Source organism: Muricoccus vinaceus (assembly GCF_042433125.1).
Taxonomy (GTDB): Bacteria; Pseudomonadota; Alphaproteobacteria; order Acetobacterales; family Acetobacteraceae; genus Roseomonas; species Roseomonas vinacea.
Map to the genome: position 1 here is coordinate 694,607 of NZ_JBHLVZ010000002.1, position 23,001 is coordinate 717,607.

20 protein-coding genes are annotated in these 23,001 nt (G+C 71.0%); 5 read left to right on the forward strand and 15 right to left on the reverse strand.

Going from position 1 to position 23,001, the window contains the following annotated elements:
* Positions 1–98 precede the first annotated feature (98 nt).
* The 5 genes from ACFFIC_RS05070 to ACFFIC_RS05090 all read right to left on the reverse strand — a co-directional run bounded on the left by ACFFIC_RS05070 (position 99) and on the right by ACFFIC_RS05090 (position 7,491).
* Positions 99–887, reverse strand: coding sequence for an ABC transporter ATP-binding protein (locus ACFFIC_RS05070; protein ID WP_377049055.1), 789 nt, complete (start codon positions 885–887; stop codon positions 99–101).
* Positions 884–1,990, reverse strand: a complete 1,107-nt coding sequence (locus ACFFIC_RS05075) for a FecCD family ABC transporter permease (RefSeq protein WP_377049056.1) — start codon at positions 1,988–1,990, stop codon at positions 884–886. Before ACFFIC_RS05075 ends, ACFFIC_RS05070 begins: the two co-directional genes overlap by 4 nt.
* Before the next feature lie 7 nt (positions 1,991–1,997).
* Positions 1,998–3,146, reverse strand: coding sequence for an ABC transporter substrate-binding protein (locus ACFFIC_RS05080; protein WP_377049057.1), 1,149 nt, complete (start codon positions 3,144–3,146; stop codon positions 1,998–2,000).
* Between the two features lie 168 nt (positions 3,147–3,314).
* Entirely contained in the window at positions 3,315–4,565 is a 1,251-nt protein-coding gene (odhB, locus tag ACFFIC_RS05085) for a 2-oxoglutarate dehydrogenase complex dihydrolipoyllysine-residue succinyltransferase (RefSeq protein WP_377049058.1), read from the reverse strand.
* Positions 4,566–4,590: 25 nt separating this feature from the next.
* On the reverse strand, positions 4,591–7,491 hold the full coding sequence (locus ACFFIC_RS05090) for a 2-oxoglutarate dehydrogenase E1 component (protein ID WP_377049059.1): 2,901 nt from the start codon (positions 7,489–7,491) through the stop codon (positions 4,591–4,593).
* A 596-nt stretch (positions 7,492–8,087) separates the two neighbouring features.
* Here ACFFIC_RS05090 and ACFFIC_RS05095 point away from each other — a divergent pair.
* The 5 genes from ACFFIC_RS05095 to ACFFIC_RS05115 all read left to right on the forward strand — a co-directional run bounded on the left by ACFFIC_RS05095 (position 8,088) and on the right by ACFFIC_RS05115 (position 12,148).
* A complete protein-coding gene (locus tag ACFFIC_RS05095; RefSeq protein ID WP_456306924.1) occupies positions 8,088–8,732 on the forward strand; it encodes a MarR family winged helix-turn-helix transcriptional regulator in 645 nt (214 codons plus the stop codon).
* Positions 8,729–9,424 carry a response regulator gene (locus ACFFIC_RS05100; protein ID WP_377049060.1) on the forward strand — a complete coding sequence of 232 codons (696 nt, stop codon included), beginning with the start codon at positions 8,729–8,731 and terminating at the stop codon, positions 9,422–9,424. The genes ACFFIC_RS05095 and ACFFIC_RS05100 overlap by 4 nt, the downstream gene beginning before the upstream one ends.
* Before the next feature lie 50 nt (positions 9,425–9,474).
* Positions 9,475–10,986, forward strand: a complete 1,512-nt coding sequence (locus ACFFIC_RS05105) for an ATP-binding protein (RefSeq protein ID WP_377049061.1) — start codon at positions 9,475–9,477, stop codon at positions 10,984–10,986.
* Between the two features lie 68 nt (positions 10,987–11,054).
* Positions 11,055–11,879, forward strand: coding sequence for a serine O-acetyltransferase (cysE, locus tag ACFFIC_RS05110; protein WP_456306918.1), 825 nt, complete (start codon positions 11,055–11,057; stop codon positions 11,877–11,879).
* 80 nt (positions 11,880–11,959) lie between these two features.
* Positions 11,960–12,148 (forward strand): hypothetical protein, encoded by a 189-nt coding sequence (locus ACFFIC_RS05115; protein WP_377049062.1) that lies wholly within the window; start codon positions 11,960–11,962, stop codon positions 12,146–12,148.
* 75 nt (positions 12,149–12,223) lie between these two features.
* Here the strand turns inward: ACFFIC_RS05115 and ychF are convergent, their stop codons facing one another.
* From ychF to zapE, 10 genes are all read right to left on the reverse strand, one after another.
* Positions 12,224–13,318: a redox-regulated ATPase YchF gene (gene ychF / locus ACFFIC_RS05120; RefSeq protein WP_377049063.1), complete on the reverse strand. Its 1,095-nt coding sequence runs from the start codon at positions 13,316–13,318 to the stop codon at positions 12,224–12,226.
* A gap of 82 nt (positions 13,319–13,400) precedes the next feature.
* Positions 13,401–13,973, reverse strand: a complete 573-nt coding sequence (gene pth / locus ACFFIC_RS05125; RefSeq protein WP_377049064.1) for an aminoacyl-tRNA hydrolase — start codon at positions 13,971–13,973, stop codon at positions 13,401–13,403.
* Positions 13,974–14,074: 101 nt separating this feature from the next.
* On the reverse strand, positions 14,075–14,767 hold the full coding sequence (locus ACFFIC_RS05130) for a 50S ribosomal protein L25/general stress protein Ctc (protein ID WP_377049065.1): 693 nt from the start codon (positions 14,765–14,767) through the stop codon (positions 14,075–14,077).
* A gap of 161 nt (positions 14,768–14,928) precedes the next feature.
* Positions 14,929–16,014, reverse strand: coding sequence for a branched-chain amino acid aminotransferase (locus ACFFIC_RS05135; protein ID WP_377049066.1), 1,086 nt, complete (start codon positions 16,012–16,014; stop codon positions 14,929–14,931).
* Positions 16,015–16,132: 118 nt separating this feature from the next.
* Positions 16,133–17,608: a SulP family inorganic anion transporter gene (locus ACFFIC_RS05140; protein ID WP_377049067.1), complete on the reverse strand. Its 1,476-nt coding sequence runs from the start codon at positions 17,606–17,608 to the stop codon at positions 16,133–16,135.
* A 242-nt stretch (positions 17,609–17,850) separates the two neighbouring features.
* On the reverse strand, positions 17,851–18,741 hold the full coding sequence (sucD, locus tag ACFFIC_RS05145) for a succinate--CoA ligase subunit alpha (protein ID WP_377049068.1): 891 nt from the start codon (positions 18,739–18,741) through the stop codon (positions 17,851–17,853).
* Between the two features lie 2 nt (positions 18,742–18,743).
* A complete protein-coding gene (gene sucC, locus ACFFIC_RS05150; RefSeq protein ID WP_377049069.1) occupies positions 18,744–19,937 on the reverse strand; it encodes an ADP-forming succinate--CoA ligase subunit beta in 1,194 nt (397 codons plus the stop codon).
* Between the two features lie 57 nt (positions 19,938–19,994).
* Positions 19,995–20,948: a malate dehydrogenase gene (gene mdh / locus ACFFIC_RS05155; RefSeq protein ID WP_377049070.1), complete on the reverse strand. Its 954-nt coding sequence runs from the start codon at positions 20,946–20,948 to the stop codon at positions 19,995–19,997.
* A gap of 153 nt (positions 20,949–21,101) precedes the next feature.
* Positions 21,102–21,701, reverse strand: coding sequence for a hypothetical protein (locus ACFFIC_RS05160; protein ID WP_377049071.1), 600 nt, complete (start codon positions 21,699–21,701; stop codon positions 21,102–21,104).
* Between the two features lie 87 nt (positions 21,702–21,788).
* Entirely contained in the window at positions 21,789–22,979 is a 1,191-nt protein-coding gene (gene zapE, locus ACFFIC_RS05165) for a cell division protein ZapE (RefSeq protein WP_377049072.1), read from the reverse strand.
* Between the last annotated feature and the right edge of the window lie 22 nt (positions 22,980–23,001).

Sequence of the window (23,001 nt, forward strand, 5' to 3'; positions counted from 1 at the left end):
TCTTGCAGGCGCAGGTAGCAGGCCCGGGGCCTCGCTTGAAGGGCGGAGCACCATTCAAGTGGGGGCTTGGCAGGGTTGCCCGCGCCGCGTGGCGCCGTTCAGGCCGCCGTGCCGCCCAGCCGGGCCAGGGGGTAGATGGCCCGGTGCCCGCCCTCCATCGCGAGGATCCGGCAGTCCACCCCATAAACCCGCGCCAGCCGCTCCTCCGTCAGCACCTCGGCCGCCGGGCCGGCGTGAACGGGCGCGCCATCCTCCAGCATCAGCACCGAATCGGCGTAGCGGCTGGCAAGGTTCAGGTCGTGCAGCACCATCACCGTCGCCATGCCCGCCCGGCGCGTATGGGTGCGGACCAGCTCCAGCAGGTGAAGCTGGTTGGCCAGGTCCAGCGCCGAGGTCGGCTCGTCCAGCAGCAGCACCGCCGGGCGGCGCACCAGGGCCAGGGCCAGGGCCACCATCTGCCGCTGCCCGCCCGACATCTCCGCCGGCGTCCGCCGCGCCAGCGGCTGCAGGCCCAGCAGGTCCAGCATCGCCTCGGCCCGGTGCAGGCTCTCCCTTGGCGCCGCCCAGGCGAACTGCCCGCCGTTCTGCGCCAGCAGCAGCAGGTCGAACACCGTGAGCTGCGCCGAGAGCTGGGCCACCCCCTGGGCGACATAGCCGATGCGGCGGCTGCGCTCCGCCGGGCCCAGGGCTGTCAGGTCCTGCCCATCCAGCCGGATGGCGCCCGTGACCGGCAGAAGCCCCGCCACCCCCCGCACCAGGGAGGTCTTGCCGGCGCCGTTGCGCCCGAGCACCGCGAGGCACTCCCCCGCCGCCACCGCGCAGGAAACGCCGCGCACCGCCCGGTGGCGCCCGATGCGGACGCCGAGGTCCTCCAGCGAAAGGCTCAATGCGCCACCCTCCGCCGGCCGTGAAGGATCTGCGCCAGGAACACCGGCAGGCCCAGCAGGGAGGTGACCATCCCCACCGGCAGCACCGCCCCGGGCAGGATCAGCTTGCTGACGAGGGAGGCCAGCGTCAGCACCAGCAGACCGCAGGCGGCGGTGACGATCAGGGAGAAGCGCTGGTCCTCCCCCACCAGCAGCCGCGCCATGTGGGGCGCGACCAGTCCGACGAAGCCCACCACCCCGATCGTGGCCGTGGCGGAGGCCGCGAGCAGGGCGGCCGCCACCAGCATGGAGAAGCGCAGCCGCTCCACCCGGATCCCCAGCACCACCGCGCCATCCCCGAAGCCGCGCAGCGCCGTCAGCGCCCAGGCACGGGACAGCAGCAGCGGCAGAACCAGCGCCAGGATGGCGGCGTTGATCGCCACCTTGGTCCAGGTGGCCTTCAGCAGCGATCCGAGCAGCCAGAAGACCAGGGACTGAAGCTGGTTCACGTCCGCCATGTACTGCGCGACCGCCAGAAGGGCGGAAAAGGCGAAGTGCACGGCGATGCCGAGCAGCGTCACCGTTTCCACCCCCATGCCCGTCCGCCGGGCGAGCAGGGTGACCAGGATCACCGTGGCCAGCGCGAAGAGGAAGGCATTGGCCGAGATGAAGAGCTCCGCCGGCAGCCAGTCCGCCGCCGAGCCCAGGATGGAGGAGCCGAAGACGATCGCCATGGCCGCCCCGAAGCCGGCCGCCGAGGAGATGCCCAGCGTGAAGGGCTCGGCGAGCGGATTGTTGAGCACCGTCTGCATCAGCGTGCCGGCCAGGGCCAGGGCGATGCCCGCCAGCGCGGCGGTGAAGGTGATGGGCATCCGCAGTTCCCAGAGCACCACCCGCACCGTCGGGTCGGCCGTGCCGGGGGAAAGCAGGCCGTCGATGACCTCCCGCAGGGACAGCGTGCCGGAGCCGACCACAAGGTCCGCCAGCAGGGCGGCGGCCCCGGCCAGGAGGAGGGCCGCGAGCAGCACCGCCCGCCAGGTGACGGAGCGGCGGTAGTCGCGGATCGCAACGCCCTCCTCCATCACCGCGGCCGCGGCGGCACCGGCCAGGCGCAGCTGGGGCATCCCAGCCCTACCCGCCCACGCGCGGCGCGGCGGTGGAGACCAGGAAGGGCTGCGCCGGGATACGGGTGAAGCGGGCGAGGATGGTGCGGTAGGTGTCCTCGGGGTCGAGCCCCGCGAACTGCTGGGGGTGGAAGGCCTTCGCCAGTGCCTCCAGCCCCACGATGTTCAGGGTGTGGTTGTAGAAGCCGTGCCAGATGCCGAGGACCCGGCCCTGCCTGGTGGCCTCGAGCTGGGCGAAGCCGGGGCGCGCCTCCAGCCGGGCCATGGAGGTGGCGATCGCCCCCTGGTCGGCGCCGTAGCCGAAGGGAAGCGTCACCGCGCCGCGCCCGCGCCAGTTGGCGCCGGTCATGACGTAGATGTCCGGGCGGCGGGAGATGACCGTCTCCATCGTCACCTCGCCGGAGGCGCCGGGAAGAATGTCCGCGCCGATGTTGTGGCCGCCGGCGGCCTCGACCATCGGGCCCCAGCCGACGCGGCCCTGCGTGAAGCAGCAGGCCTCCGGCCCGGCGAAGCCGGCGCGGGTCTCGATGAAGACCTTCGGGCGGGGGCCGGCGGCGGCGATGCCGGCCTGGAGGCGGGCGGCGCGCTCGCGGGCGAAGCTGGCGAACTCCGCGGCCTCGGCCTCCCGGTCCAGCACCTGGCCGAGCAGCTCGACGGAGCGGACGGCGTTGGGCACGGGGTCGTCGAAGCTGTCCACGAGCAGCAGCGGGATGTTGAGCTGGGCCAGCCGCTGGTCCACCCCGGCTTCCCTCAGGGCCGTGAGGGCGCGGGCCTCGGCCAGCACCATCTGCGGCCGCGCGGTGATCACCTGCTCCGCGTTCACCTGGCCGTTGTCGCCGAAGCCCATGTCGGGAATGGCCGCTGCCTTGGGCCAGGCGCCGCGGAGGATGTTCCAGAACCCCTCGTCGGCGCGGCTGGGAATGTTGTTCCACAGCACCAAGCGGCCGAAGGGATCCTCCCGGTCCAGCATGGCGAGGATGGAGATGTTGCGGCCATCCTGGAGGACGATGCGCTCCGGACGGCGGGGGATGGTGACCTGCCGCCCCGCCAGGTCCGTCACCGTCAGGGGATACTGCGTGGCCTGGGCGGGCGTGGCCAGGGAAAGAAGGGGCAGCAACGCGGCCGCCGCGAGGCGGCGAAGAAGAGGCGGAGTCATCGGGTCATCCTGTGGACCAGGAGGCATTCAGGCCCATTGCGAATGATTTGCAATGTAAAATCTGGTCATGCCAGGGCCATGCTGCGGACATGCAACTCCCGAAGGCCCCTACGCAAAGCGCGCCGGAGGTTTCCCCCCGGCGCGCCCCGTCGTTCAGTCTTGGTGGGATCAGAGCCCGAGCAGCAGCCGCCGCGCGTCCTCCACGCCCTCCTTCACGCGCACGAGGAAGCTCACCGCCTCCTTCCCGTCCACGATCCGGTGGTCGTAGGAGAGCGCCAGGTACATCATCGGGCGCACCTCGATCTTGCCGCCCACCACCATCGCCCGCTCCTTGATCGCGTGCATCCCGAGGATGCCGGACTGGGGCGGGTTGAGGATCGGGGTGGACATCAGGCTGCCGTAGATGCCGCCATTGGTGATGGTGAAGCTGCCGCCCGCCATCTCCTCCAGCTTGAGCTGGCCGTCGCGGACGCGCTTGCCGAAGTCGCCGATCGCCTTCTCGATGCCCGCGAAGGACAGGTCCTGCGCGTTGCGCAGCACCGGCACCACGAGGCCGGAAGGACCGCCGACGGCGATGCCCATGTTGACGAAGTTCTTGTAGACGACCTCGTCCCCGTCGATCTCGGCGTTGACAGCCGGGAACTCCTGGAGCGCGGCCACGCAGGCCTTCACGAAGAAGCTCATGAAGCCGAGCTTCACGCCGTGCTTCTTCTCGAAGGCGTCCTTGTATTCCGTGCGCAGCGCCATCGCGTTGCCCATGTCCACCTCGTTGAAGGTGGTGAGCATGGCGGCGGTGTTCTGCGCCTCCTTCAGGCGGCGGGCGATGGTGATGCGCAGCCGCGTCATCTTCACCCGCTCCTCGCCCTCGCCGGGGGCACGGGCGGCCTTCGGAGCGGGGGCGGCCGCGGCGGGCGCCGGGCGGGACAGGAACTCGAGCACGTCGCCCTTGGCGATGCGGCCGTCCTTGGCGCTGCCCTGGCCGATCTGGTCGGCCGTGACGCCCTTGTCCGCCATCATCTTCGCCGCCGCGGGCAGCGGGGCATGGTCCACGCCGCCGGGGCGCGAAACGGGGCCGGAGACGGCGCGCGGCTCCTCCACCTTCGGCCCGGCCGCGGCGGGGGCCGGCGCGGGTGCGGGTGCAGCCGGCGCGGGGGCCGCGGCCTTGGGCGCGGCGGCGGCACCCGTGCCGGCACCGAGCGTGCCGAGAAGCCCGCCGACCTCCACCTCCGCGCCCTCGTCGGCCGCGATGCTCTCGATGGTGCCGGCGGAGGGGGCATTCACCTCCACCGTCACCTTGTCGGTCTCAAGCTCAACCAGCGGCTCGTCGGCGGCCACCGATTCGCCGGCCTTCTTCAGCCAGCGGGCCACGGTGGCCGTCGTGACGCTTTCGCCCAGGGTGGGCACCAGGATCTCGGTCATCGTCTTTCCTCAGCCAAGGTCCGGCTCAGCTCAACCCGAGCGCCTGGCGAACCAGCGCTTCCTGCTGCTGCGCGTGCACCTTGGCAAGCCCCGTCGCGGGGCTGGCGGCGGTCGCGCGGCCGACAAAGCCGGGCCGGCGGGCCTTTCCGCCCACCTGGGTCAGCACCTCCTCGATCTTGCGATCGACAAAGGTCCACCCGCCCATGTTCTCCGGCTCCTCCTGGCACCAGACCACGTCGGCCTGGGTATAGGGGGCCAGCACCTTGGGCAGGGAGATCCGCGGGAACGGATAAAGCTGCTCCATCCGGATGATGGCCACGTCCTTCACGCCCTTGTCGCGCCGCTCCTGCAGCAGGTCGTAATAGACCTTGCCCGTGCAGATCACGACGCGCCGGACCTTCTCGGGCGCGACCAGCTCGTCGGTCTCGGGGATCACCACCTGGAAGCGGCTGCCCGGCCCGAACTCCGACAGGGCGGAGGTGGCCAGCTTGTGCCGCAGCAGCGACTTGGGCGTCATCAGGATCAGCGGCTTGCGGTAATTCGCCCGGAGCTGGCGGCGCAGCGCGTGGAAGTAGTTCGCGGGCGTCGTGATGTTGGCCACCCGCATGTTCCGCTCAGCGCAAAGCTGCAGGTAGCGCTCCAGGCGGGCGGAGGAGTGCTCCGGTCCCTGCCCCTCGTAGCCGTGCGGCAGCAGCATCACGAGGCCCGACATGCGCAGCCACTTCGTCTCGGCGGAGGCGATGAACTGGTCGATGATCACCTGCGCGCCGTTGGCGAAGTCGCCGAACTGGCCCTCCCACAGCACCAGCGTGTTCGGGTCGGCCAGCGAGTAGCCGTAGTCGAAGCCCAGCACCCCGAACTCCGAAAGAAGGGAGTTGAAGGCCTCCAGGCGCTTCTGCCCCTCGCGGATGTTGTTCAGCGGGACGTATTCGGCCTGGGTCTGCTGGTCGACCAGATAGGCGTGGCGCTGGGAGAAGGTGCCGCGCTGCACGTCCTCGCCGGAGATGCGGACGCGGTGGCCCTCCACCAGCAGGGAGCCGATGGCCAGCGCCTCGCCGGTCGCCCAGTCGATCCCCTCGCCGGTGTCGATCGCCTGCCGCTTGGCCTCCAGCTGGCGGATGATCTTCGGGTTGGCCCCGAAGCCCTCCGGCACGCGGGACAGGGCGGCGCCCACCTCGCGCAGCACGTCGGTCTGCACGGCGGTGTCGGTTTCTTCCTCGGCCTCGTCGTTGCCCGGCGCCTTCAGCCCGGCCCAGTGGCCCTCGAGCCAGTCGGCCTTGTTCGGCTTGAAGGCCTGGCTGGCCTGGAAGGCCTCGTCCATCTTCGCGAAGAAGCTGTCCTGGATCGCCTTGGCCTCGGCCTCCGGCACCGCGCCCTCGGCGGCCAGCCGCTGCGCGTACTTGGTGCGCGTGGTCGGCGTCTCCTTGATGCGGGCGTACATCAGGGGCTGGGTGAAGGCGGGCTCGTCGCTCTCGTTGTGGCCGTGGCGGCGGTAGCAGACGATGTCGAGCACGATGTCGGTCGCGAAGCGCAGGCGGAACTCGGTGGCCAGGCGGGCGCAGAACACCACCGCCTCCGGGTCGTCGCCGTTCACGTGCAGGATCGGCGCCTGGACGGACTTCGCCACATCCGTGCAGTACAGGCCCGAATAGGCGTGGGCGGGCGTGGTGGTGAAGCCGATCTGGTTGTTGGTCACCACGTGGATGGTGCCGCCCACGCGGTAGCCGATGAGCTGGCTCATCGCCATCGTCTCGTAAACCACGCCCTGTCCGGCGAAGGCGGCGTCGCCGTGCAGCAGGATGGCCATGACGCTGCGGCGGCTCTTGGTGTCGCCGGCCATGTCCTGGCGGGCGCGCACCTTGCCGATCACCACCGGGTCCACGGCCTCGAGGTGCGAGGGATTGGGCTGAAGCGAGAGATGGACCTGCCGCCCCCCGATCTCCACGTCCGTGGAGGTGCCCAGGTGGTACTTCACGTCGCCCGAGCCCTGCACGTCCTCGGCATGGCCCGCGCCCTTGAACTCGGCGAAAACCTGGGTGAAGGACTTCTTCACCACGTTCACCAGCGTGGACAGGCGGCCGCGGTGCGCCATGCCGATGGCGATCTCGTTCACGCCGCCCTTGGCGGCCTCGGCGATGATCGACTGCAGCGCCGGGATGGTCGATTCGCCGCCCTCCAGCCCGAAGCGCTTGGTGCCGACGAACTTGCGGGCGCAATAGGCCTCGAAGCCCTCGGCCTCCGTCAGCTCCTGCAGGATGGTGCGCTTGTCGTCCTTGCTGAAGGCGGACGTCCAGGGCGCGCCCTCGATGCGCTGCTGGATGAAGGATTTCTGCTCTGGGTCCTGGATGTGCATGAACTCCACGCCGATCGGGCCGCAATAGCTGGCCTTCACGATCGACAGGATCTCGCGCAGCGTCGCCGTCTCGCGGCCCAGCACCTTGTCGATGAAGATGGGGCGGTCGAGGTCGGCCTCGGTGAAGCCGTAGGTCGCCGGGTCCAGCTCCGGGTGCGGCGTCTTCTTCTGCAGGCCCAGCGGGTCGAGGTCGGCCTCCAGGTGCCCGCGCACGCGGTAGGCGCGGATCAGCATGAGGGCGCGGAGCGAATCCACCACCTGCTGGCGGCTCACCGCCGGGTCGGCCGCCTTGGCGGCCGCGGGCTCGGCGGCCTTGGCCGGGGCGCCCTTGCCCCCCTTGGCCGGCGGCGGCGCCTCGGGCTCGGGCGCGAAGCCGCCGCGCGGGCGGGGCGCCCAGGAGGCGCCGACGGCATCGCCCAGCACCGCGCGGGCATCGTCGTTCAGCGCCGCGAACAGCTCCTGGAAGGACGGGTCCACGCTGTCCGGCGACTGCACCCAGCGGGCATAAAGGTCGGCGAGGAAGGTGGCGTTCGCCCCCGTCATCGCGCTGGCTAGGATGTCCACTCCGGGCATGGTTTTTTCGCTTCTCGCTGGGTCGGGCTGGGCTTACGGGCCGATCGGGGCAGGTCTGTGGCAGGACGCCGGCTCGGGCGCGATGTCTTGGACCTGTTTCCCTTATCGTACCGTTATCCCCCTCAAGTCCCCGATAGATGAGGTCCCGAAGGGTCCGGCGCACCACTTGGCGTCCCGCGCACCGGATGTCACCCGTCTTAGCGTCATGCCAGGGCGGCGCAAGGCGGGTTGATGCCTTTGCGCCACCGAAACGCCCCCCGGGCCGCGCGGCGGCACGCTGCGGCGCGGCCTGCGCGCCTGCTTCCCGGGACCGATGGCCCATGCCGGAAGGAAACGCCGGGCACCCAGCAGGGCCGTTCCATTCGCCCGCGCAACGCGAGGGCCGCGCCGCCCCCCGCCCGCTCGCCCTTCGGCGCGGCCCTGGCATAATGCGCCCCATGGGCCCGGCCATCGCGATCCACCGAGGGGGGCGGGCGCCAGGGGCTTCCCTCTCCGAAAGAACACCATGAGCGCCTCGTTGCATCATGCCGACCGAAGTTCAAACTAGCCGCATGAACACGCCCACCAAGCTGACCCAGCGGGAGAGCAGGGCCGCGATGCCCGAGCGCACGGAGCCCGGCCCACCCGCGTCGCCGCGCGACGCCGCGTCGCCGCGCACGGGCCCCGAACCGCGCGGCGGCTCCGGCGTGGCGGGCCGGAACCTGCTCTTCCTCCGGGAGGAGGAGCTGCGCCTGGCGCAGGACCTTCTCTTCTTCGGCTACCGCGACTTCACGGCCGGGCCCGACGCCATTCTGGCGGAACTCGGCATGGGCCGGGCGCATCACCGGGTGCTGCACTTCCTCGGCCGCCGCCCCGGCCTGACGGTGGGGGAGTTGCTGGGCATCCTCGCCATCACCAAGCAGTCCCTCGCCCGCGTGCTGACGCCGCTGGTGGCGCAGGGCTACGTGGCGCAAAGCACCGGCCGGGCCGACCGGCGCCAGCGCCACCTTTCCCTCACCCCGGCGGGGGAGGCGCTGGAACGCCGCCTGTTCGAGCGCCAGCGGGAAACCGTGACCCGCGCCTACCGTGAGGCGGGGCCCGCGGCCGTGGAAGGCTTCCGCCACGTCATGCGCGGGCTGATGGGCCCGGAGGCGCGGCGCGGGCTGGAGAGGCTGGGCAACCGCGGCCCCGCGGCCTCGGCCATCCCGCCCAACCCCGCGGCCGCGATGCCCGCGGCCGCAACGAAGTCCAAGGCCTCATGAGCAGCGACCCGGCCCATCTCCTCGTCGTTGACGACGACGCCCGCCTCCGCAGCCTTCTCCAGCGATTCCTGGCCGAGCAGGGCTTCCGCGTGACCGCCGCCGCCGATGCCGCCGCCGCCCGGCAGGCCCTGGAAGGCATGGCCTTCGACCTGATGGTGCTGGACGTGATGATGCCCGGCGAGACCGGCCTGAACCTGTCCGAAAGCCTGCGCCGCGCCGGCCAGGACGTGCCCATCCTGATGCTGACCGCGGCCGGCGAGCCCGACGACCGCATCGCCGGCTTCGAGCACGGGGCGGACGACTACCTCGCCAAGCCCTTCGACCCGCGCGAGCTGGCGCTGCGCATCCGCACCATCCTCAAGCGCGCCGCCCCGCCCGCCTCGGCCCCCCTGCCCCCGGTGCATCTCGGCCTGCGCTGGTTCGACCCCGAGCGGGGCGAGCTGCGCGGTCCGGAGGGCGTGACCCGGCTGACGGGCGGGGAAGCGTCCCTCCTCGTCGCCCTGGCCCGGCGCGGCGGCGAGGTCCTGTCGCGCGAGGAGATCGCGGCCGCCATGGGATCGCCCGAGGCGGGCGAGCGGGCCGTGGACGTCACGGTCACCCGTCTCCGCCGCAAGATCGAGCCCGACCCGCGCGAGCCGCGCTTCCTGCACACGGTGCGCCACAAGGGCTATGTGTTGCGCCCCGGCTCCTGAGCCGGAACAGAACGCGCGGCGCCCCGGCGCCGGATCGGGGAGAAGCCGCGATGGCAGCGGATGGCGGCGTGGCGGGCGGCGAGCGCGGGAGCGGCGCGCAGGACGGCGCCGCGAGGCGGGACCGCCCCTGCACGATCGGCCTTCCGCGGATCGGGCGCGGCGACCATGCCCCCGACCTGGCCGTTGCCGGCGAGCCCCAGCCCGCGGCGCCCGCCTGGACCCGCCGGCGGCGCCTGCGCGGCCTGTTCACCTCCCTTCTCCGCCCCTTCGTGCCGCGCGGCCTGCTGGCGCGCGCGCTGCTGATCGTGCTCGTGCCGCTGGTGGTCACCCAGGGGATCGCGCTCCAGCTCTTCTACGGCACCCATCTGGACGTGATCTCGCGCCGGCTGGCGGCGGGCGTGGCGGGCGATGTCGGCATGGTGGTGGAGCTGCTCTCCCGCTATCCCATCACCGACGAACGCGGCTGGATCTTCCGCGAAGCCGCCTGGCGGCTCGACCTGTCCCTGGCCTTCGAGGCGGGGGTGCCGCTCGGCCCGCCCGCCCTGCGCCCGGCCAGCCTGCCGCTGCTTCCGCTGGAGGAGGACCTGGACCACGCGCTGCGCGAGCGCCTGCGGCTGCCCTTCGACACGGACTGGCAGAGCGACCCGCGCAGCGTGATCATCCGCGTCGGCCTGCCGGACGGCGTGCTGCACGTGGAGGCGCCGCGCAAGCGCCTCTTCTCCGGCACGCTCTACCTCTTCGTCATCTGGCTGGTGGGCGCATCCCTGCTGCTCTTCGGCGTGGCCGCGCTGTTCATGAAGAACCAGGTGCGCGCGCTCCGCCGCCTCGCCTCGGCGGCCGAGGACTTCGGCAAGGGGCGGGAAACCGGCCCCATCAAGCCCGAGGGCGCCATCGAGGTGCGCCAGGCCGGCGCCGCCTTCAACGGCATGCGCGCCAACATCCGCCGCTTCGTGACCCAGCGGACGGAGCTGCTGGCCGGCATCAGCCACGACCTCCGCACCCCCCTCACCCGGCTGCGGCTGGGCCTGGCCATGCTGCCCGCCGGCGCCGAGGAGGACGCGGCGGCCATGACGCAGGACGTGGAGGAGATGGAGCGGATGATCGCCTCCTACCTCGCCTTCGCGCGCGGCGAGGTGCTGGAGGCGGCCGAGCCGACGGACCTCGTCGCCCTGGTGCGCGACATGGTGTCCCGCATTCCGGCCGAGGGTTCCGAGGTGGTGGTCCACGAGGTCCCGCCCTCGCTGACCGTGCCGCTCAGGGCCGACGCCCTGCGGCGCTGCCTGGGCAACCTGCTGGACAACGCGCGCCGGCATGCGGGCCTCGTGGCGGTTTCCGTCCATCCCACCCCGGGCTGGGCGGAGGTGATCGTGGACGATGACGGGCCGGGCATTCCCGCCGCGGCGCGGGAGGGGGCCTTCAAGCCCTTTGCCAGCTTCTCCGCGGGCGGCACGGGGCTGGGGCTGGCCATCGCGCGCGACATCGCCCGGGCCCATGGCGGCGAGATCGTGTTGCAGGAAAGCCCGATGGGTGGGCTGCGCGCGGTGGTGCGGCTGCCCATGTAGCCCGTGCCCGTCCCCTGGACGCGGGAGCGGGCAGCCCCCATTGGGGCGGGACGACGAAGGAGCGCGCGATGGACCAGGCCGGGATGGAGATGGGGACCGAGTTCACGGGCCCGCCGCCCACCGCGCCCGCGCTCTGGGCCGCGCTGCGCGAGGAGGCCGCGGCGGCAGCCGCCTCCGAACCGGTGATGCGCGGCCTGCTGGAACTCGCCGTGCTGCGCCACGAGGCCCCCCTGCCCGCCTTCGCCGCGCTGCTCGCGGGCCGGCTGGCCGAACCGCTGATGCCGGTGGAGCGCCTGGACGACCTGGTGCGCGAGGCCGGCACGGGCTTCCTGGCCTTCGCCGTGGCCGACCTTGCCGCCACCCGCCGGCGCGACCCGGCGGCGCGCGGCTGGCTCGCGCCCTTCCTCTACTACAAAGGCTTCCATGCCCTCTCCTGGCACCGGGTGGCGCACCGGCTCTGGGAATCGGGGCGTCGGGACCTGGCGCGCTATCTCCAGAATCGCGCCTCGGTGGTGTTCGGCGTGGACATCCACCCGGCGGTGCCCGTCGGCCACGGGGTGTTCATCGACCATGCCACGGGGGTGGTGATCGGCGAGACCGCGGTGATCGGCAACGATGTCTCGATCCTGCAGGGCGTGACCCTGGGCGGCACCGGCAAGCAGCAGGGCGATCGCCACCCCAAGGTGCGGGACGGGGTGCTGCTGGCGGCCGGCGCCAAGGTGCTGGGAAACATCGTGATCGGCCGCGGGGCCAAGGTGGGCGCGGGCAGCGTGGTGCTGGCCGACGTGCCGCCCTGCGCGACGGTCGCGGGGGTTCCCGCCCGCGTCGTGGGGTGGTGCCGGGACGCCGTCCCGGCCCTGGCGATGGACCAGAGCATACCCACGGGAACTTAGTTCACGTTACCGAGATTTCACATGTCCTTGATCTCCGCCTGGGCCATGCTACTCAGGTCACAAGGGAGAGAGGGGCCACAATGCGTTGGATTCTTGCAGGCTTTTTCGTCGTCGCCTTCGCCAGCCTGGCGAGCACGGGTCATGCCGTGACCCCGGGCGCCGTGACCACCGCGGTCGAGGCCGCCCGTGAGACGGCTTCCGTCACGCAGGATGTCGCCAGCCGCCGTCACCGCCGTCACGTTCGCCACCGCCGCGCGATCTCTCGCTGAGGCGCCACCCCGGATGGGGTGGGCTCCGGTGGGCCCGGCGGGAAACCGCCGGGCCCTTCGTCTTTCGGCTGCTGCTCAGACGTTGAAGCGGAACAGCAGGACGTCGCCGTCCTTCACCACGTATTCCTTCCCTTCCACCCGCATCTTCCCGGCCTCCTTGGCGCCCTGCTCCCCGCCCAGCGCCACGAAGTCGTCAAAGGCGATGGTCTCGCAGGCGATGAAGCCGCGCTCGAAGTCGTTGTGGATCACGGCGGCGGCCTGAGGCGCCTTGGTGCCCTTGGTGATGGTCCAGGCCCGCGATTCCTTGGGCCCCACGGTGAAGTAGGTGATCAGGCCCAGCAGGTCGTAGCCGGCGCGGATGATGCGATCGAGCCCGCTGTCGTGAAGCCCGAGGCTGTCCAGGAATTCCGCCCGGTCGTCCTCGCCCATCTGGCTGATCTCGGCCTCGATGGCGGCGGACACGATCACGGCGCGCGCCCCCTCGGCCTTCGCGCGCGCCTCCACCGCCGCGGAATGGGCGTTGCCGGTGGCGGCCGATCCCTCCTCCACGTTGCAGACATAGAGCACGGGCTTGGTGGTCATGAGCTGGAGCCGCGCGGCCGCCGCTTCCTCGCCCTTCGGCACGGCGGTGCGGGCGGGCTTGCCGTCGGCCAGGGCGGCAACGATCGGCTCGGCCAGCGCCACGAAGGCGGCACTCTCCTTGTCGCCGTTCTTGGCCTTCTTCTGGGCGGCAACCAGGCGCTTCTCCAGGCTGTCCAGATCGGACAGCATCAGCTCCGTCTCGACCGTCTCGGCATCGCGCACCGGGTCCACGCTGCCCTCGACATGCGTGATGTCGCCGTCCTCGAAGCAGCGCAGCACGTGGACGATGGCGTCCACCTCGCGGATGTTGGCCAGGAACTGGTTGCCCAGCCCCTCCCCGCGCGAGGCGCCGCGGACAAGGCCCGCGATGTCCACGAACTCCAGGCTGGTCGGCACCTTCTTGATCGACTTGCCGATCCGCGCCAGCGCGTCCAGCCGCGGGTCGGGCACGCCCACGCGGCCCACATTCGGCTCGATCGTGCAGAAGGGGTAGTTGGCGGCCTGGGCGGCGGCCGTCTGGGTGAGGGCGTTGAAGAGGGTGGACTTGCCCACGTTGGGCAGGCCCACGATGCCGCAATTGAAGCCCATGTTGGCCTGTGTTCCGTGTGCTCGGGGAAAGGTTTGGCGGTGCCTTACGCCGCCGGGGCAGGTCGGCGCTAGCCCTGCCGGGCTATGCCTGGGTCAGCAGCGCGACCTTGGTCATGAACTCCTCCGCCTTCGCCTCCGCCAGCAGGGGCGCGGCATCGGCCACCGCGTCCAGCAGCCGGTCCAGCCACTCGGCATCCACCTTGGCGAAATTGCCGAGAACATGGCCGTGCACCCGGTCCTTGTGCCCGGGATGGCCGATGCCGAGCCGCACCCGCCCGAAATCCGGGCTGCCGAAGGCGCGCTGCATGTCCCGCAGCCCGTTGTGCCCGGCAGCCCCCCCGCCCCGCTTCACCCGGACCTTGCCGGGGGCGAGGTCGAGCTCGTCGTGAAAGGCGGTGACGTCGGGCAGCGGGATCTTGTGGAAGGCGGCGGCGGGCTGCACCGAGTTGCCGCTGTCGTTCATGTAGGTGTGCGGCTTGAGCAGGATGACGCGCTGCCCGCCCACCTGTCCCTCGGACACCTCGCCCTTGAAGCGGCTGCGCCAGGGAGCGAAACGGTGCCGGGTGGCGATGCGCTCCACGGCCATGAAGCCGATGTTGTGCCGCTGGCGGGCGTGCTCGGCCCCCGGATTTCCCAACCCGACCCAGAGCAGCATGGTGCAATTCCCCAAAAGAATGGGGCGCGCCGCTTCCGCGGGCGCGCCCCAGACCACCAGAAAAGAGGAGGCCGGGGGACGTATCCCCCGGTGCCTCGCCCTTACTTCTTCTTCGCGGGCGCCTTGGCGGCCGGGGCGGCCGGCTTGGCCGGAGCCGCACCCTTGCCCTTGCCCTTGCCGGCTTCCGGCGCGGGGGCCGGGGCGGCGATCACCACCTCGGCCTCGGCGACCGTCGGCGGGGCCACGGTCAGCACCACGAAGTCGCGGTCCAGCGTCGGCACGGCGCCCTGCTGGTCCTTCACGGCGGACCAGCGAACGGTGTCGCCGATCTCGGCGGCGGAAATATCCACCTCGAAGCGCTCGGGCACCGCGTCGGGGTCGGCCATCACCTCGAGGTCGCGGCGGACCAGGTTGGCGACGCCGCCGGCCTTGATGCCCGGGGAGACGTCCTCGCCCAGCAGGATCACCGGCACGCGCACGCGGATCTTCTGCCCGGCGGCGAGCCGCTGGAAATCCACGTGGATGGGCTGATCGGACACCGGGTGGAACTGCACGTCGCGCATCAGGCAGCGCTCCGTCGGGCCGCCGGCCACCGCCACCTCGTACAGGTGGGACTGCCAGCCGCCCTTGTGCAGCTCCTTCATGATGTCGCGCGGGTCGAGGGCGAGGAGGGTCGCCTCCTGCTTCGCACCGTAGATCACTGCGGGGACAGAGCCCCCACGCCGGGTCGCACGCGCCGCCCCCTTACCGGCCCGCTCGCGCGACGCGGCCTCGATCCGAATGGTCTGGACCATTGCCACAAATTCCTTCGCACGTTGGGTTTGAACGGTTCGCGCTGCCATCAGGGCGCACGAACGGGCGCCGGCCTCCAGGGGTGCCGACGCGCGGGGGGCTTAGCCGCAGGCACCGAAAGAAGCAAGGCCGGGGAACGGAAATCTGCCGTTCCCCGCCGCGCTCACGCCTCGACGGGAACCTTCACCTCGCTCATCCAGCCATGCGGGTCGGGCGCCCGGCCGTACTGGATGGAGACGATCGCGTCATAGAGCTTCTGCGTCAGCTCGCCCGTCTGGCCGCCGCCGATGCTGATCTTCTCGCCCTTGTAGCCCAGCTCCCCGACCGGGGAGACGACGGCGGCGGTGCCCGTGCCCCACATCTCGCGCAGGGTGCCGTTGCGGCCGGCTTCCATCACCTCGTCGATGGAGATGCGGCGCTCGTTCACCGCCACCCCCCAGTCCCTCAGGAGCTGGAGGATGGAGTTGCGCGTGACCCCGTCCAGGATGGTGCCGGCCAGCGGCGGGGTGATCACCTCGTCGCCGATCCGCATCATGATGTTCATGGTGCCGACCTCGTCGATCCAGCGCCGCTCCACGCCGTCCAGCCAGAGCACCTGGGTGAAGCCCTCGCGCTCCGCCTCCTGCTGGGCGGAAAGGGAGGCGGCGTAGTTGGCGGCGGTCTTGGCCTCGCCCAGCCCGCCCTGCACGGCGCGCACGTGCTTGTCCGTCGCCAGGATCCGGACGGGCTTCACCCCCTCCTTGTAGTAGGAGCCGACGGGCGAGCAAATGACGAAATAGGTGTAGCGGCTGGCGGGATGCACGCCGAGCATCACCTCCGTCGCGATCACGGTCGGGCGGATATAGAGCGAGGTGCCGGGCGCGCGGGGCACCCAGTCGTGGTCGGCCGAGACGATCGCCTCGAAGGAGCGGCGCACCAGCTCCGCGTCCATCTCGGGGATGCAGAGCGCGGCGCATGACTTGTTCAGCCGCTTCGCGTGGCGCTCGGCCCGGAACAGGCGGATCACGCCATCGGCGCCGCGGAAGGCCTTCAGCCCGTCGAACACCGCCTGTCCGTAGTGCAGCACCGAGGTGGCCGGGTCCATCTGCATGGGCGCATAGGGAACCACGCGCGGGTCGTGCCAGCCGCGCCCCTGCTCGTAGTTCATCATGAACATGTGGTCCGTCAGGACCTTGCCGAAGGAAAGCGAGGTGTCATCGGGTCGGGAAAGCGGTGCCCGCGTCCGGGTGAAGCTGATGTCCATGGTCATGGCGCCCACTTCCGCAATATTGTTGCTTGGTGGCCCATGCTAGCGCAACGCGGGCATGGGCGGAAATCGCGGACGCACATTCCACCCATGTGAATCCGTCAGGGTCCATGACCTATGATCAATGGCCGACGGACAGGCTGGCCCCTTCGCGGTGATGGGTGCCGAGCCTCTCCACCATGGTGGCCGAGGCCGCGTTCAGCCCGGCGACCTCCACCTCCACGCCGTGATGGCGGAGCTTCAGCACCACCCGGTCCAACGCGCCGATCGCGGTGATGTCCCAGAAATGCGCGCGGGACAGGTCGATCACGACGCGCTCCACCCCTTCCCGGAAGTCGAAGGCATCGTGGAAGGCGCCGGCGGTGGCGAAGAAGATCTGGCCGGTCACCCCGTAGGTGCGGGTCGCGCCTTCGAGGGAGGAGGTGACGGAAAAGGCGCGCATCACCTTCTGGGCGAAGAACAATCCGCTGAGCACCACGCCGACCAGCACGCCCTGGGCCAGGTTGCCGGTGGCGACCGTCACGGCCACGGTGGCCAGCATCACGAAGCTGGAGCTGCGGGGATTGGTCCGCAGGGCCAGCACCGAGCGCCAGCGGAATGTGCTGACGGAAACGAAGATCATCACCGCGACCAGCGCCGCCATGGGGATCCGCCGCACCCACTCCCCCAGCACGAGGATCAGGAAGAGCAGGAACACCCCAGCCCAGAGGGAGGACAGCCGCCCGCGCCCGCCGGAGGTGACGTTGATGACGGACTGCCCGATCATCGCGCAGCCCGCCATGCCCCCGAACAGGCCCGAAGCGATGTTGGCCAACCCCTGGCCCCGGCATTCCCGGTTCTTGTTGCTCGCCGTGTCCGTCATCTCGTCCACGATGGCCGCCGTCATCATGGATTCCAGCAGTCCGACCATGGCGATGGTCACGGAATAGGGAAGGATGATCCGCAGCGTCTCGAAGGTCAGCGGAACCTGGGGCAGCAGGAAATGGGGCAACTCGGAGGGCAGCTCGCCCATGTTGCCGACGTTCCGCAGGTCCAGCCCCAGCCACACCGCCAGGGCGGTGCCGAGCACGATGGTCACCAGCGGCGCGGGCACGGCCCGGGTCAGGCGCGGCAACAGGTAGATGACCGCGAGCCCCCCCGCGACCATCGCGTAGAACACCGGACCGGCACCGACGAATTCCGGAAGCTGCGCCAGGAAGATCAGGATGGCGAGGGCGTTGACGAAGCCGGTGATCACGGAGCCCGACACGAACCGCATGAGATCCCCGAGCCGGAGATACCCGGCGGCGATCTGCAACACCCCGGTCAGCAGGGTCGCCGCCAGGAGGTAGTCCAGCCCGTGGTCGCGCACGAGGGTCACCATCACCAGCGCGGTGGCACCGGTGGCGGCCGAGATCATGGCCGGCCTCCCGCCCGCGATGGCGGTGACCACCGCGATGCAGAAGGAGGCGTAGAGGCCCACCTTCGGGTCCACCCCGGCGATGATGGAGAAGGCGATGGCCTCCGGGATCAGGGCAAGGGCGACCACGGTTCCGGCCAGCAGGTCGCGCGTGATGTTGGGCGACCACTCGGAGAGGGCGCGTCGGGCAGCGGTCATGGGATACTTCCGGGAGGCACGGCGCCGGGGATCTTGGGCGCGGCGCGATGAAACAGGATCGGCGGTCAGCGGGAAGCCGGGTTCCGCGGCGGGGCCGCGGGGCCTCGGCTCAGGGCGGCGCGTTCCGCAGGGCGATCAGGATCCTGTTCATCCCGGCAAACTGGCAGAAGGGATGCTGCAACGCAACACGCCGCCGGGGAAGCCCCGGCGGCGTGCTGTTCAACCAACCGTGCCGGCCTTGTTCAGGCGCCGATGGCCTTCACCATGGTCGAGCCCAGCGCGGCCGGGCTGTCGGCCACGAAGATGCCCGCCGAGCGCATGGCGTCCATCTTGGCTTCCGCCGTGTCCTTGCCGCCGGAGATGACGGCGCCCGCATGGCCCATGCGGCGGCCCGGGGGGGCCGTGGCGCCCGCGATGAAGCCGACCACGGGCTTGTAGTTCTTGCTGCCCGGCTTGTTCTCGCGCCCCAGGAACTCGGCCGCGATGATCTCGGACTGGCCGCCGATCTCGCCGATCATGACGATCTGCTTGGTCTCGGGATCGGCCAGGAACATCTCCAGCACCTCCTGGAAGTCCGTGCCCTTCACGGGGTCGCCGCCGATGCCGACGCAGGTGGACTGGCCGAGGCCGGCCGCCGTCGTCTGCGCCACCGCCTCATAGGTCAGCGTGCCCGAGCGCGACACGATGCCGACCGAGCCGCGCTTGTGGATGTGGCCGGGCATGATGCCGATCTTGCAGGCTTCCGGCGTGATCACGCCCGGGCAATTCGGCCCGATGAGGCGGGACCTGGAGCCGGAGAGCGCGCGCTTGACCTTGATCATGTCGATCACCGGGATGCCCTCGGTGATGCAGATGATCAGCGGCATCTCCGCCGCGATGGCCTCCAGGATGGAGTCCGCGGCGAAGGGCGGCGGCACGTAGATGACGGAGGCGTCGGCGCCGGTGGCCTCGACGCACTCGGCCACCGTGTCGAAGACCGGCAGGTTGAGGTGCGTCTGCCCGCCCTTGCCCGGCGTCACGCCGCCCACGTAGTTCGTGCCGTAGGCGATGCCCTGCTCGGCGTGGAAGGTGCCCTGGGCTCCCGTGAAGCCCTGGGTCATGACCTTGGTGTGGCGGTCAACGAGAACGGACATGATCAGGCCGCCTTCTTCACGGCGTCCACCACCTTCTGGGCGGCGTCGGCAAGGTTGTCGGCCGGGATGATGGCCAGGCCGCTCTCGGCGAGGATCTTCTTGCCGAGCTCCACGTTGGTGCCCTCGAGGCGGACCACCAGCGGCACCTTCAGCGTCAGCGCCTTGGAGGCCTCGACGATGCCGTTGGCGATCATGTCGCACTTGGCGATGCCGCCGAAGATGTTCACCAGGATCGCCTTGACGTTGACGTCCGAGGTGATGATCCGGAAGGCTTCCGTCACGCGCTCGGCGTTGGCGGTGCCGCCGACGTCGAGGAAGTTCGCGGGCGAGGAGCCGTAGAGCTTGATGATGTCCATCGTGGCCATCGCCAGGCCCGCGCCGTTCACCATGCAGCCGATCTCGCCGTCGAGGGCCACGTAGTTCAGGTCGTTCTTGACCGCGTCCAGCTCCTTCGGGTCCATCTCGCTGTCGTCGCGCAGCGCCTCGATGTCCTTGTGGCGGAACAGGGCGTTGTCGTCGAAGCTCACCTTGGCGTCGAGCGCGACCACGTCGCCCGTGCCGGTGATCACCAGCGGGTTGATCTCGACGATCGCCATGTCGAGGTTCACGAAGGCGTCGTACATGGCGGCCACGAACTTGGTGAACACGCCGACCTGCTTGCCCTCCAGGCCCAGCCCGAAGGCGAGCTTGCGGGCGGCCCAGGGATAAAGGCCCGAGGCCGGATCGACCGCGACCTTGAGGATCTTCTCGGGGTGGTTCTCGGCCACCTCCTCGATCTCCATGCCGCCCTCGGTGGAGGCCATCACGGTGATGCGGCTGGTCTCGCGGTCCACCAGCAGGGAGAGGTACAGCTCGCGCTTGATGTCGCAGCCGGCCTCCACATAGACCTGGTTCACGACCTTGCCCTCGGGCCCGGTCTGCTTGGTGACCAGCGTGTGGCCGATCATGGCCGCCGCCGCCTCGCGCGCACCCTCGGGCTTCACGACGCGCACGCCGCCCTTGCCGTTGGGGTCGTCGGTGAAGCGGCCGGCACCGCGGCCGCCGGCATGGATCTGGCTCTTCACCACCACCACCGGGCCGGGCAGCTTCTTCGCCGCCGCCTCGGCCTCCTCGGGGGTGCGGGCCACAAAGCCGTCGAGCACCGTCACGCCGTAGCGCTTCAGCAGCTCCTTGCCCTGGTATTCATGGATGTTCATGCGGGATCCGCCTTCCTGACACAGAAAGGGCCGGGGCCTGGGCCCCGGCCCGCATTCTCAGACGCCGAGGGCCTTGAAGTCCTCGACCAGCTTCTTCACCGCGTCGCAGGACTTGTCGAAGGCGGCCTTCTCGCTCTCGGTGAACTGCACCTCGACGATCTTCTCCACGCCGCCGGCGCCGATCACCACGGGCACGCCCACGTAGAAGTCGTTCAAACCGTACTCGCCGTTCAGCATCACCGCGCAGGGCAGGACGCGCTTCTTGTCCTTGAGGTAGCTCTCCGCCATCGCGATGGCCGAGGCCGCCGGGGCGTAGAAGGCCGAGCCCTTCTCCAGCAGCTTCACGATCTCGCCGCCGCCGTTCGCCGTGCGGTTCACGATCGCGTCGATCTTCTCCTGCGTGGTCCAGCCCATCTTGATCAGGTCCGGCACGGGGATGCCGGCGACGGTGGAGTAGCGCGTCAGCGGCACCATGGTGTCGCCGTGGCCGCCCAGCACGAAGGCCGTCACGTCCTCAACCGAGACGTTGAACTCCTGCGCCAGGAACAGGCGGAAGCGGGCGCTGTCGAGCACGCCGGCCATGCCGACCACCTTGTGCGCCGGCAGGCCGGACTTCTGCTGGAGCGCCCAGACCATGACGTCGAGCGGGTTGGTGATGCAGATCACGAAGGCGTCCGGGGCGTAGTTCTTGATGCCCTCGGCCACCTGGCCCATCACGCCGGCGTTCTTGGTCAGCAGGTCGTCCCGGCTCATGCCGGGCATGCGCGGGAAGCCGGCGGTGACGATGACCACGTCCGCGCCCGCGATGGCCGAGTAGTCGGACCCGCCGGACATGGCGCTGTCGAAGTCGTCCACGGGGGAGGACTGCATGATGTCCAGCGCCTTGCCGGCAGCCACCCCCCCGAAGACGTCGAAGAGCACGACGTCGCCGAGCTCCTTCAGGCCGATCAGGTGGGCGAGCGTGCCGCCGATGTTGCCGGCGCCGATGAGCGCGATCTTCTTGCGGGCCATGGGGGGTTCCTTCGAGGAGGAGTCTCGCGACTGCGAGAAAGGCGGGCAGGCATTAGACCCGGATGCCCGGAGGGGCAAGGCGGGCCCGCAACGGAAAGGGGCGGGGCGCCCTCCGGCACCCCGCCCCTTCCCCTGATCCGGAGACGGTCCGGATCACATGGGCATGCAGCGGAAGGTGTCGGAATGGCCGCGGGCCAGCACCGCCATGGTGCCGGTGGGGCAATCCATCTGCTCGCCGTCGGCGGCGGGCAGGCCGGCATGCCACACGCCCATGCGGCCGGTGCTGCGGGGCTCGTCGGCGTCCTCGCGGCTCATGGAATAGGCGGCCTTGCCGTACTTGCCAGAGCGCGCGGGCAGGGAAGCGGCGGCGGCGGGGGTGGAGAACAGCCCCACGAAGCGCAGCCCCGGCCGGGCCTGCACCGCGCCCGAGCGCCGGTCGGCGTAGCGCAGCGCCTGCTGGCGGCTGCCCGCCCGCACCGAGAAGACCGGGCGGCCGGTCGCGGCCGAGGCGGCGCGCTGGCGGCCGGGCTGGGCCGCGGCGCGGCCACGCGGGGCGGCCTCGGGGCGGCGCGCGGCGGCAACGGCGGCGCGCGCATTGGCCGGGCGGGCATTGGCGGGGCGCGCGGCGGCGCGGGCCGGCTCGGCGGCGCGGGTGGCCTTGGATCGCGCCTCGCCCTGGCGGGCCGCTTCCGCCGGATGGGCGGCGGCGAGCACGGCAACCGCACCGAGCGCGATGGCAAAGGAACGCAGCATGGTTTTTTCCCCCAAAGAACCGGCCCCGGATCCCCACCCGGCGCCCTGCCCCCTCAGGCACGCGCCGAGCAATTCCCGGGCCAGCCGTTACGTCAGATGCGGCAGGGCCAGGTATTCCTGGCTCTGCATTTCCATGAGGCGGGAGGCGGTGCGCTGGAAGATCGCCGCCCCCTCGCCCTTCTCGTAGAGCTGGTCGGGCACGGCCTCGGCCGAGGCGACCAGCTTGCAGCGGTGCTCGTAAAGCGTGTCGATGAGCGTCACGAAGCGGCGGGCCCGGTCATAGTTCTCCGGCCCCAGCCTTGGCACGCCGTCCAGCACGAGCGTGTGGAAGTGGGTGGCGATCGCCAGGAAGTCCGCGGCGCCGAGATAGGCCCCGCAGAGCGTGTCGAAGTCGGCCCGCGCGACCCCGCGATGGTGCTGCGGGACCTCCACCTTGCGGCCGAGCACGGTGAGCGAGCAGGGCTCGCCATGGGCGACGCCGCTCAACTCGCGGAAGGCCGCGTCGAGGGCGCGCTCGGCGCGGCCGTCCAGAGGGGTGTGCCAGGTCGGCAGGCCCCGGATGCGGTCGCGCCGGTAATCCTGAAGCGCCGAAAGGTGCAGCACCTCCAGCCGCTTCTGGATCATCGCGATGAAGGGCAGAAAGGCGTCGCGCCCCGGCTTGCCCTTGAACAGGTCGGCGGGCGCCGTGTTGGAGGTGGCGACCACCACAACGCCCCGCGCGAACAGCGCCTCGAAGAGCCGCCCCAGCAGCATCGCGTCCACGATGTCGTGGACCTGGAACTCGTCGAAGCAGAGCAGCGCGGCCTCGGCCACGATGCGGTCGGCCAGCGGCGGGATCGGGTCGGCGGCGTCGCCATGGGCCCGGCGCCACTCGTGGATGCGCCGGTGGCTGGTCTGCATGAAGGCGTGGAAGTGCTCGCGCCGCTTGCGCGGCACGTCCGCCGTCTCGAAGAACAGGTCCATCAGCATGGACTTGCCGCGCCCGACCTCGCCGACGAGGTAGAGGCCCAGCGGCGGGCCGCCCGGCTGGTCGTCCACGGGCTTGCGGCGGAAGAAGCGGGCCAGCAGCCCCGGCTCCTCCTTGGCCTCCGGGCGCGGGTCGTAGCCGCGAAGCCGGCGCCAGAGGTCCTGCAAGGTCTCGGCGGCATGCGCCTGGGCGGGGTCCGCGCGCAGGGCTCCCGCCGCCACGCGGGCGCGGTAGAGGGGGAGCGGGCCCTTTGACACATCCGCCGAGACGGCGGGGGCGGCGGGGGCTGGTGCGGTCGTGGTGCCGTCCATCGGCGGCCGGTCTAGCCCGGTC

Excerpts from the sequence above, each read along its gene's own strand:
- ACFFIC_RS05105 (WP_377049061.1), top strand. The coding sequence starts at position 9,475 with ATGGCAGCGGATGGCGGCGTGGCGGGCGGCGAGCGCGGGAGCGGCGCG.
- zapE (WP_377049072.1), bottom strand. The coding sequence starts at position 22,979 with ATGGACGGCACCACGACCGCACCAGCCCCCGCCGCCCCCGCCGTCTCG.
- sucD (WP_377049068.1), bottom strand. The coding sequence starts at position 18,741 with ATGTCCGTTCTCGTTGACCGCCACACCAAGGTCATGACCCAGGGCTTC.
- ACFFIC_RS05130 (WP_377049065.1), bottom strand. The coding sequence starts at position 14,767 with ATGGTCCAGACCATTCGGATCGAGGCCGCGTCGCGCGAGCGGGCCGGT.
- ACFFIC_RS05115 (WP_377049062.1), top strand. The coding sequence starts at position 11,960 with ATGCGTTGGATTCTTGCAGGCTTTTTCGTCGTCGCCTTCGCCAGCCTG.
- sucC (WP_377049069.1), bottom strand. The coding sequence starts at position 19,937 with ATGAACATCCATGAATACCAGGGCAAGGAGCTGCTGAAGCGCTACGGC.
- ACFFIC_RS05075 (WP_377049056.1), bottom strand. The coding sequence starts at position 1,990 with ATGCCCCAGCTGCGCCTGGCCGGTGCCGCCGCGGCCGCGGTGATGGAG.
- cysE (WP_456306918.1), top strand. The coding sequence starts at position 11,055 with ATGGACCAGGCCGGGATGGAGATGGGGACCGAGTTCACGGGCCCGCCG.
- ACFFIC_RS05140 (WP_377049067.1), bottom strand. The coding sequence starts at position 17,608 with ATGACCGCTGCCCGACGCGCCCTCTCCGAGTGGTCGCCCAACATCACG.
- ACFFIC_RS05100 (WP_377049060.1), top strand. The coding sequence starts at position 8,729 with ATGAGCAGCGACCCGGCCCATCTCCTCGTCGTTGACGACGACGCCCGC.
- ychF (WP_377049063.1), bottom strand. The coding sequence starts at position 13,318 with ATGGGCTTCAATTGCGGCATCGTGGGCCTGCCCAACGTGGGCAAGTCC.
- ACFFIC_RS05080 (WP_377049057.1), bottom strand. The coding sequence starts at position 3,146 with ATGACTCCGCCTCTTCTTCGCCGCCTCGCGGCGGCCGCGTTGCTGCCC.
- ACFFIC_RS05135 (WP_377049066.1), bottom strand. The coding sequence starts at position 16,014 with ATGACCATGGACATCAGCTTCACCCGGACGCGGGCACCGCTTTCCCGA.
- ACFFIC_RS05090 (WP_377049059.1), bottom strand. The coding sequence starts at position 7,491 with ATGCCCGGAGTGGACATCCTAGCCAGCGCGATGACGGGGGCGAACGCC.
- ACFFIC_RS05095 (WP_456306924.1), top strand. The coding sequence starts at position 8,088 with ATGCCCGAGCGCACGGAGCCCGGCCCACCCGCGTCGCCGCGCGACGCC.
- odhB (WP_377049058.1), bottom strand. The coding sequence starts at position 4,565 with ATGACCGAGATCCTGGTGCCCACCCTGGGCGAAAGCGTCACGACGGCC.
- ACFFIC_RS05160 (WP_377049071.1), bottom strand. The coding sequence starts at position 21,701 with ATGCTGCGTTCCTTTGCCATCGCGCTCGGTGCGGTTGCCGTGCTCGCC.
- mdh (WP_377049070.1), bottom strand. The coding sequence starts at position 20,948 with ATGGCCCGCAAGAAGATCGCGCTCATCGGCGCCGGCAACATCGGCGGC.
- pth (WP_377049064.1), bottom strand. The coding sequence starts at position 13,973 with ATGCTGCTCTGGGTCGGGTTGGGAAATCCGGGGGCCGAGCACGCCCGC.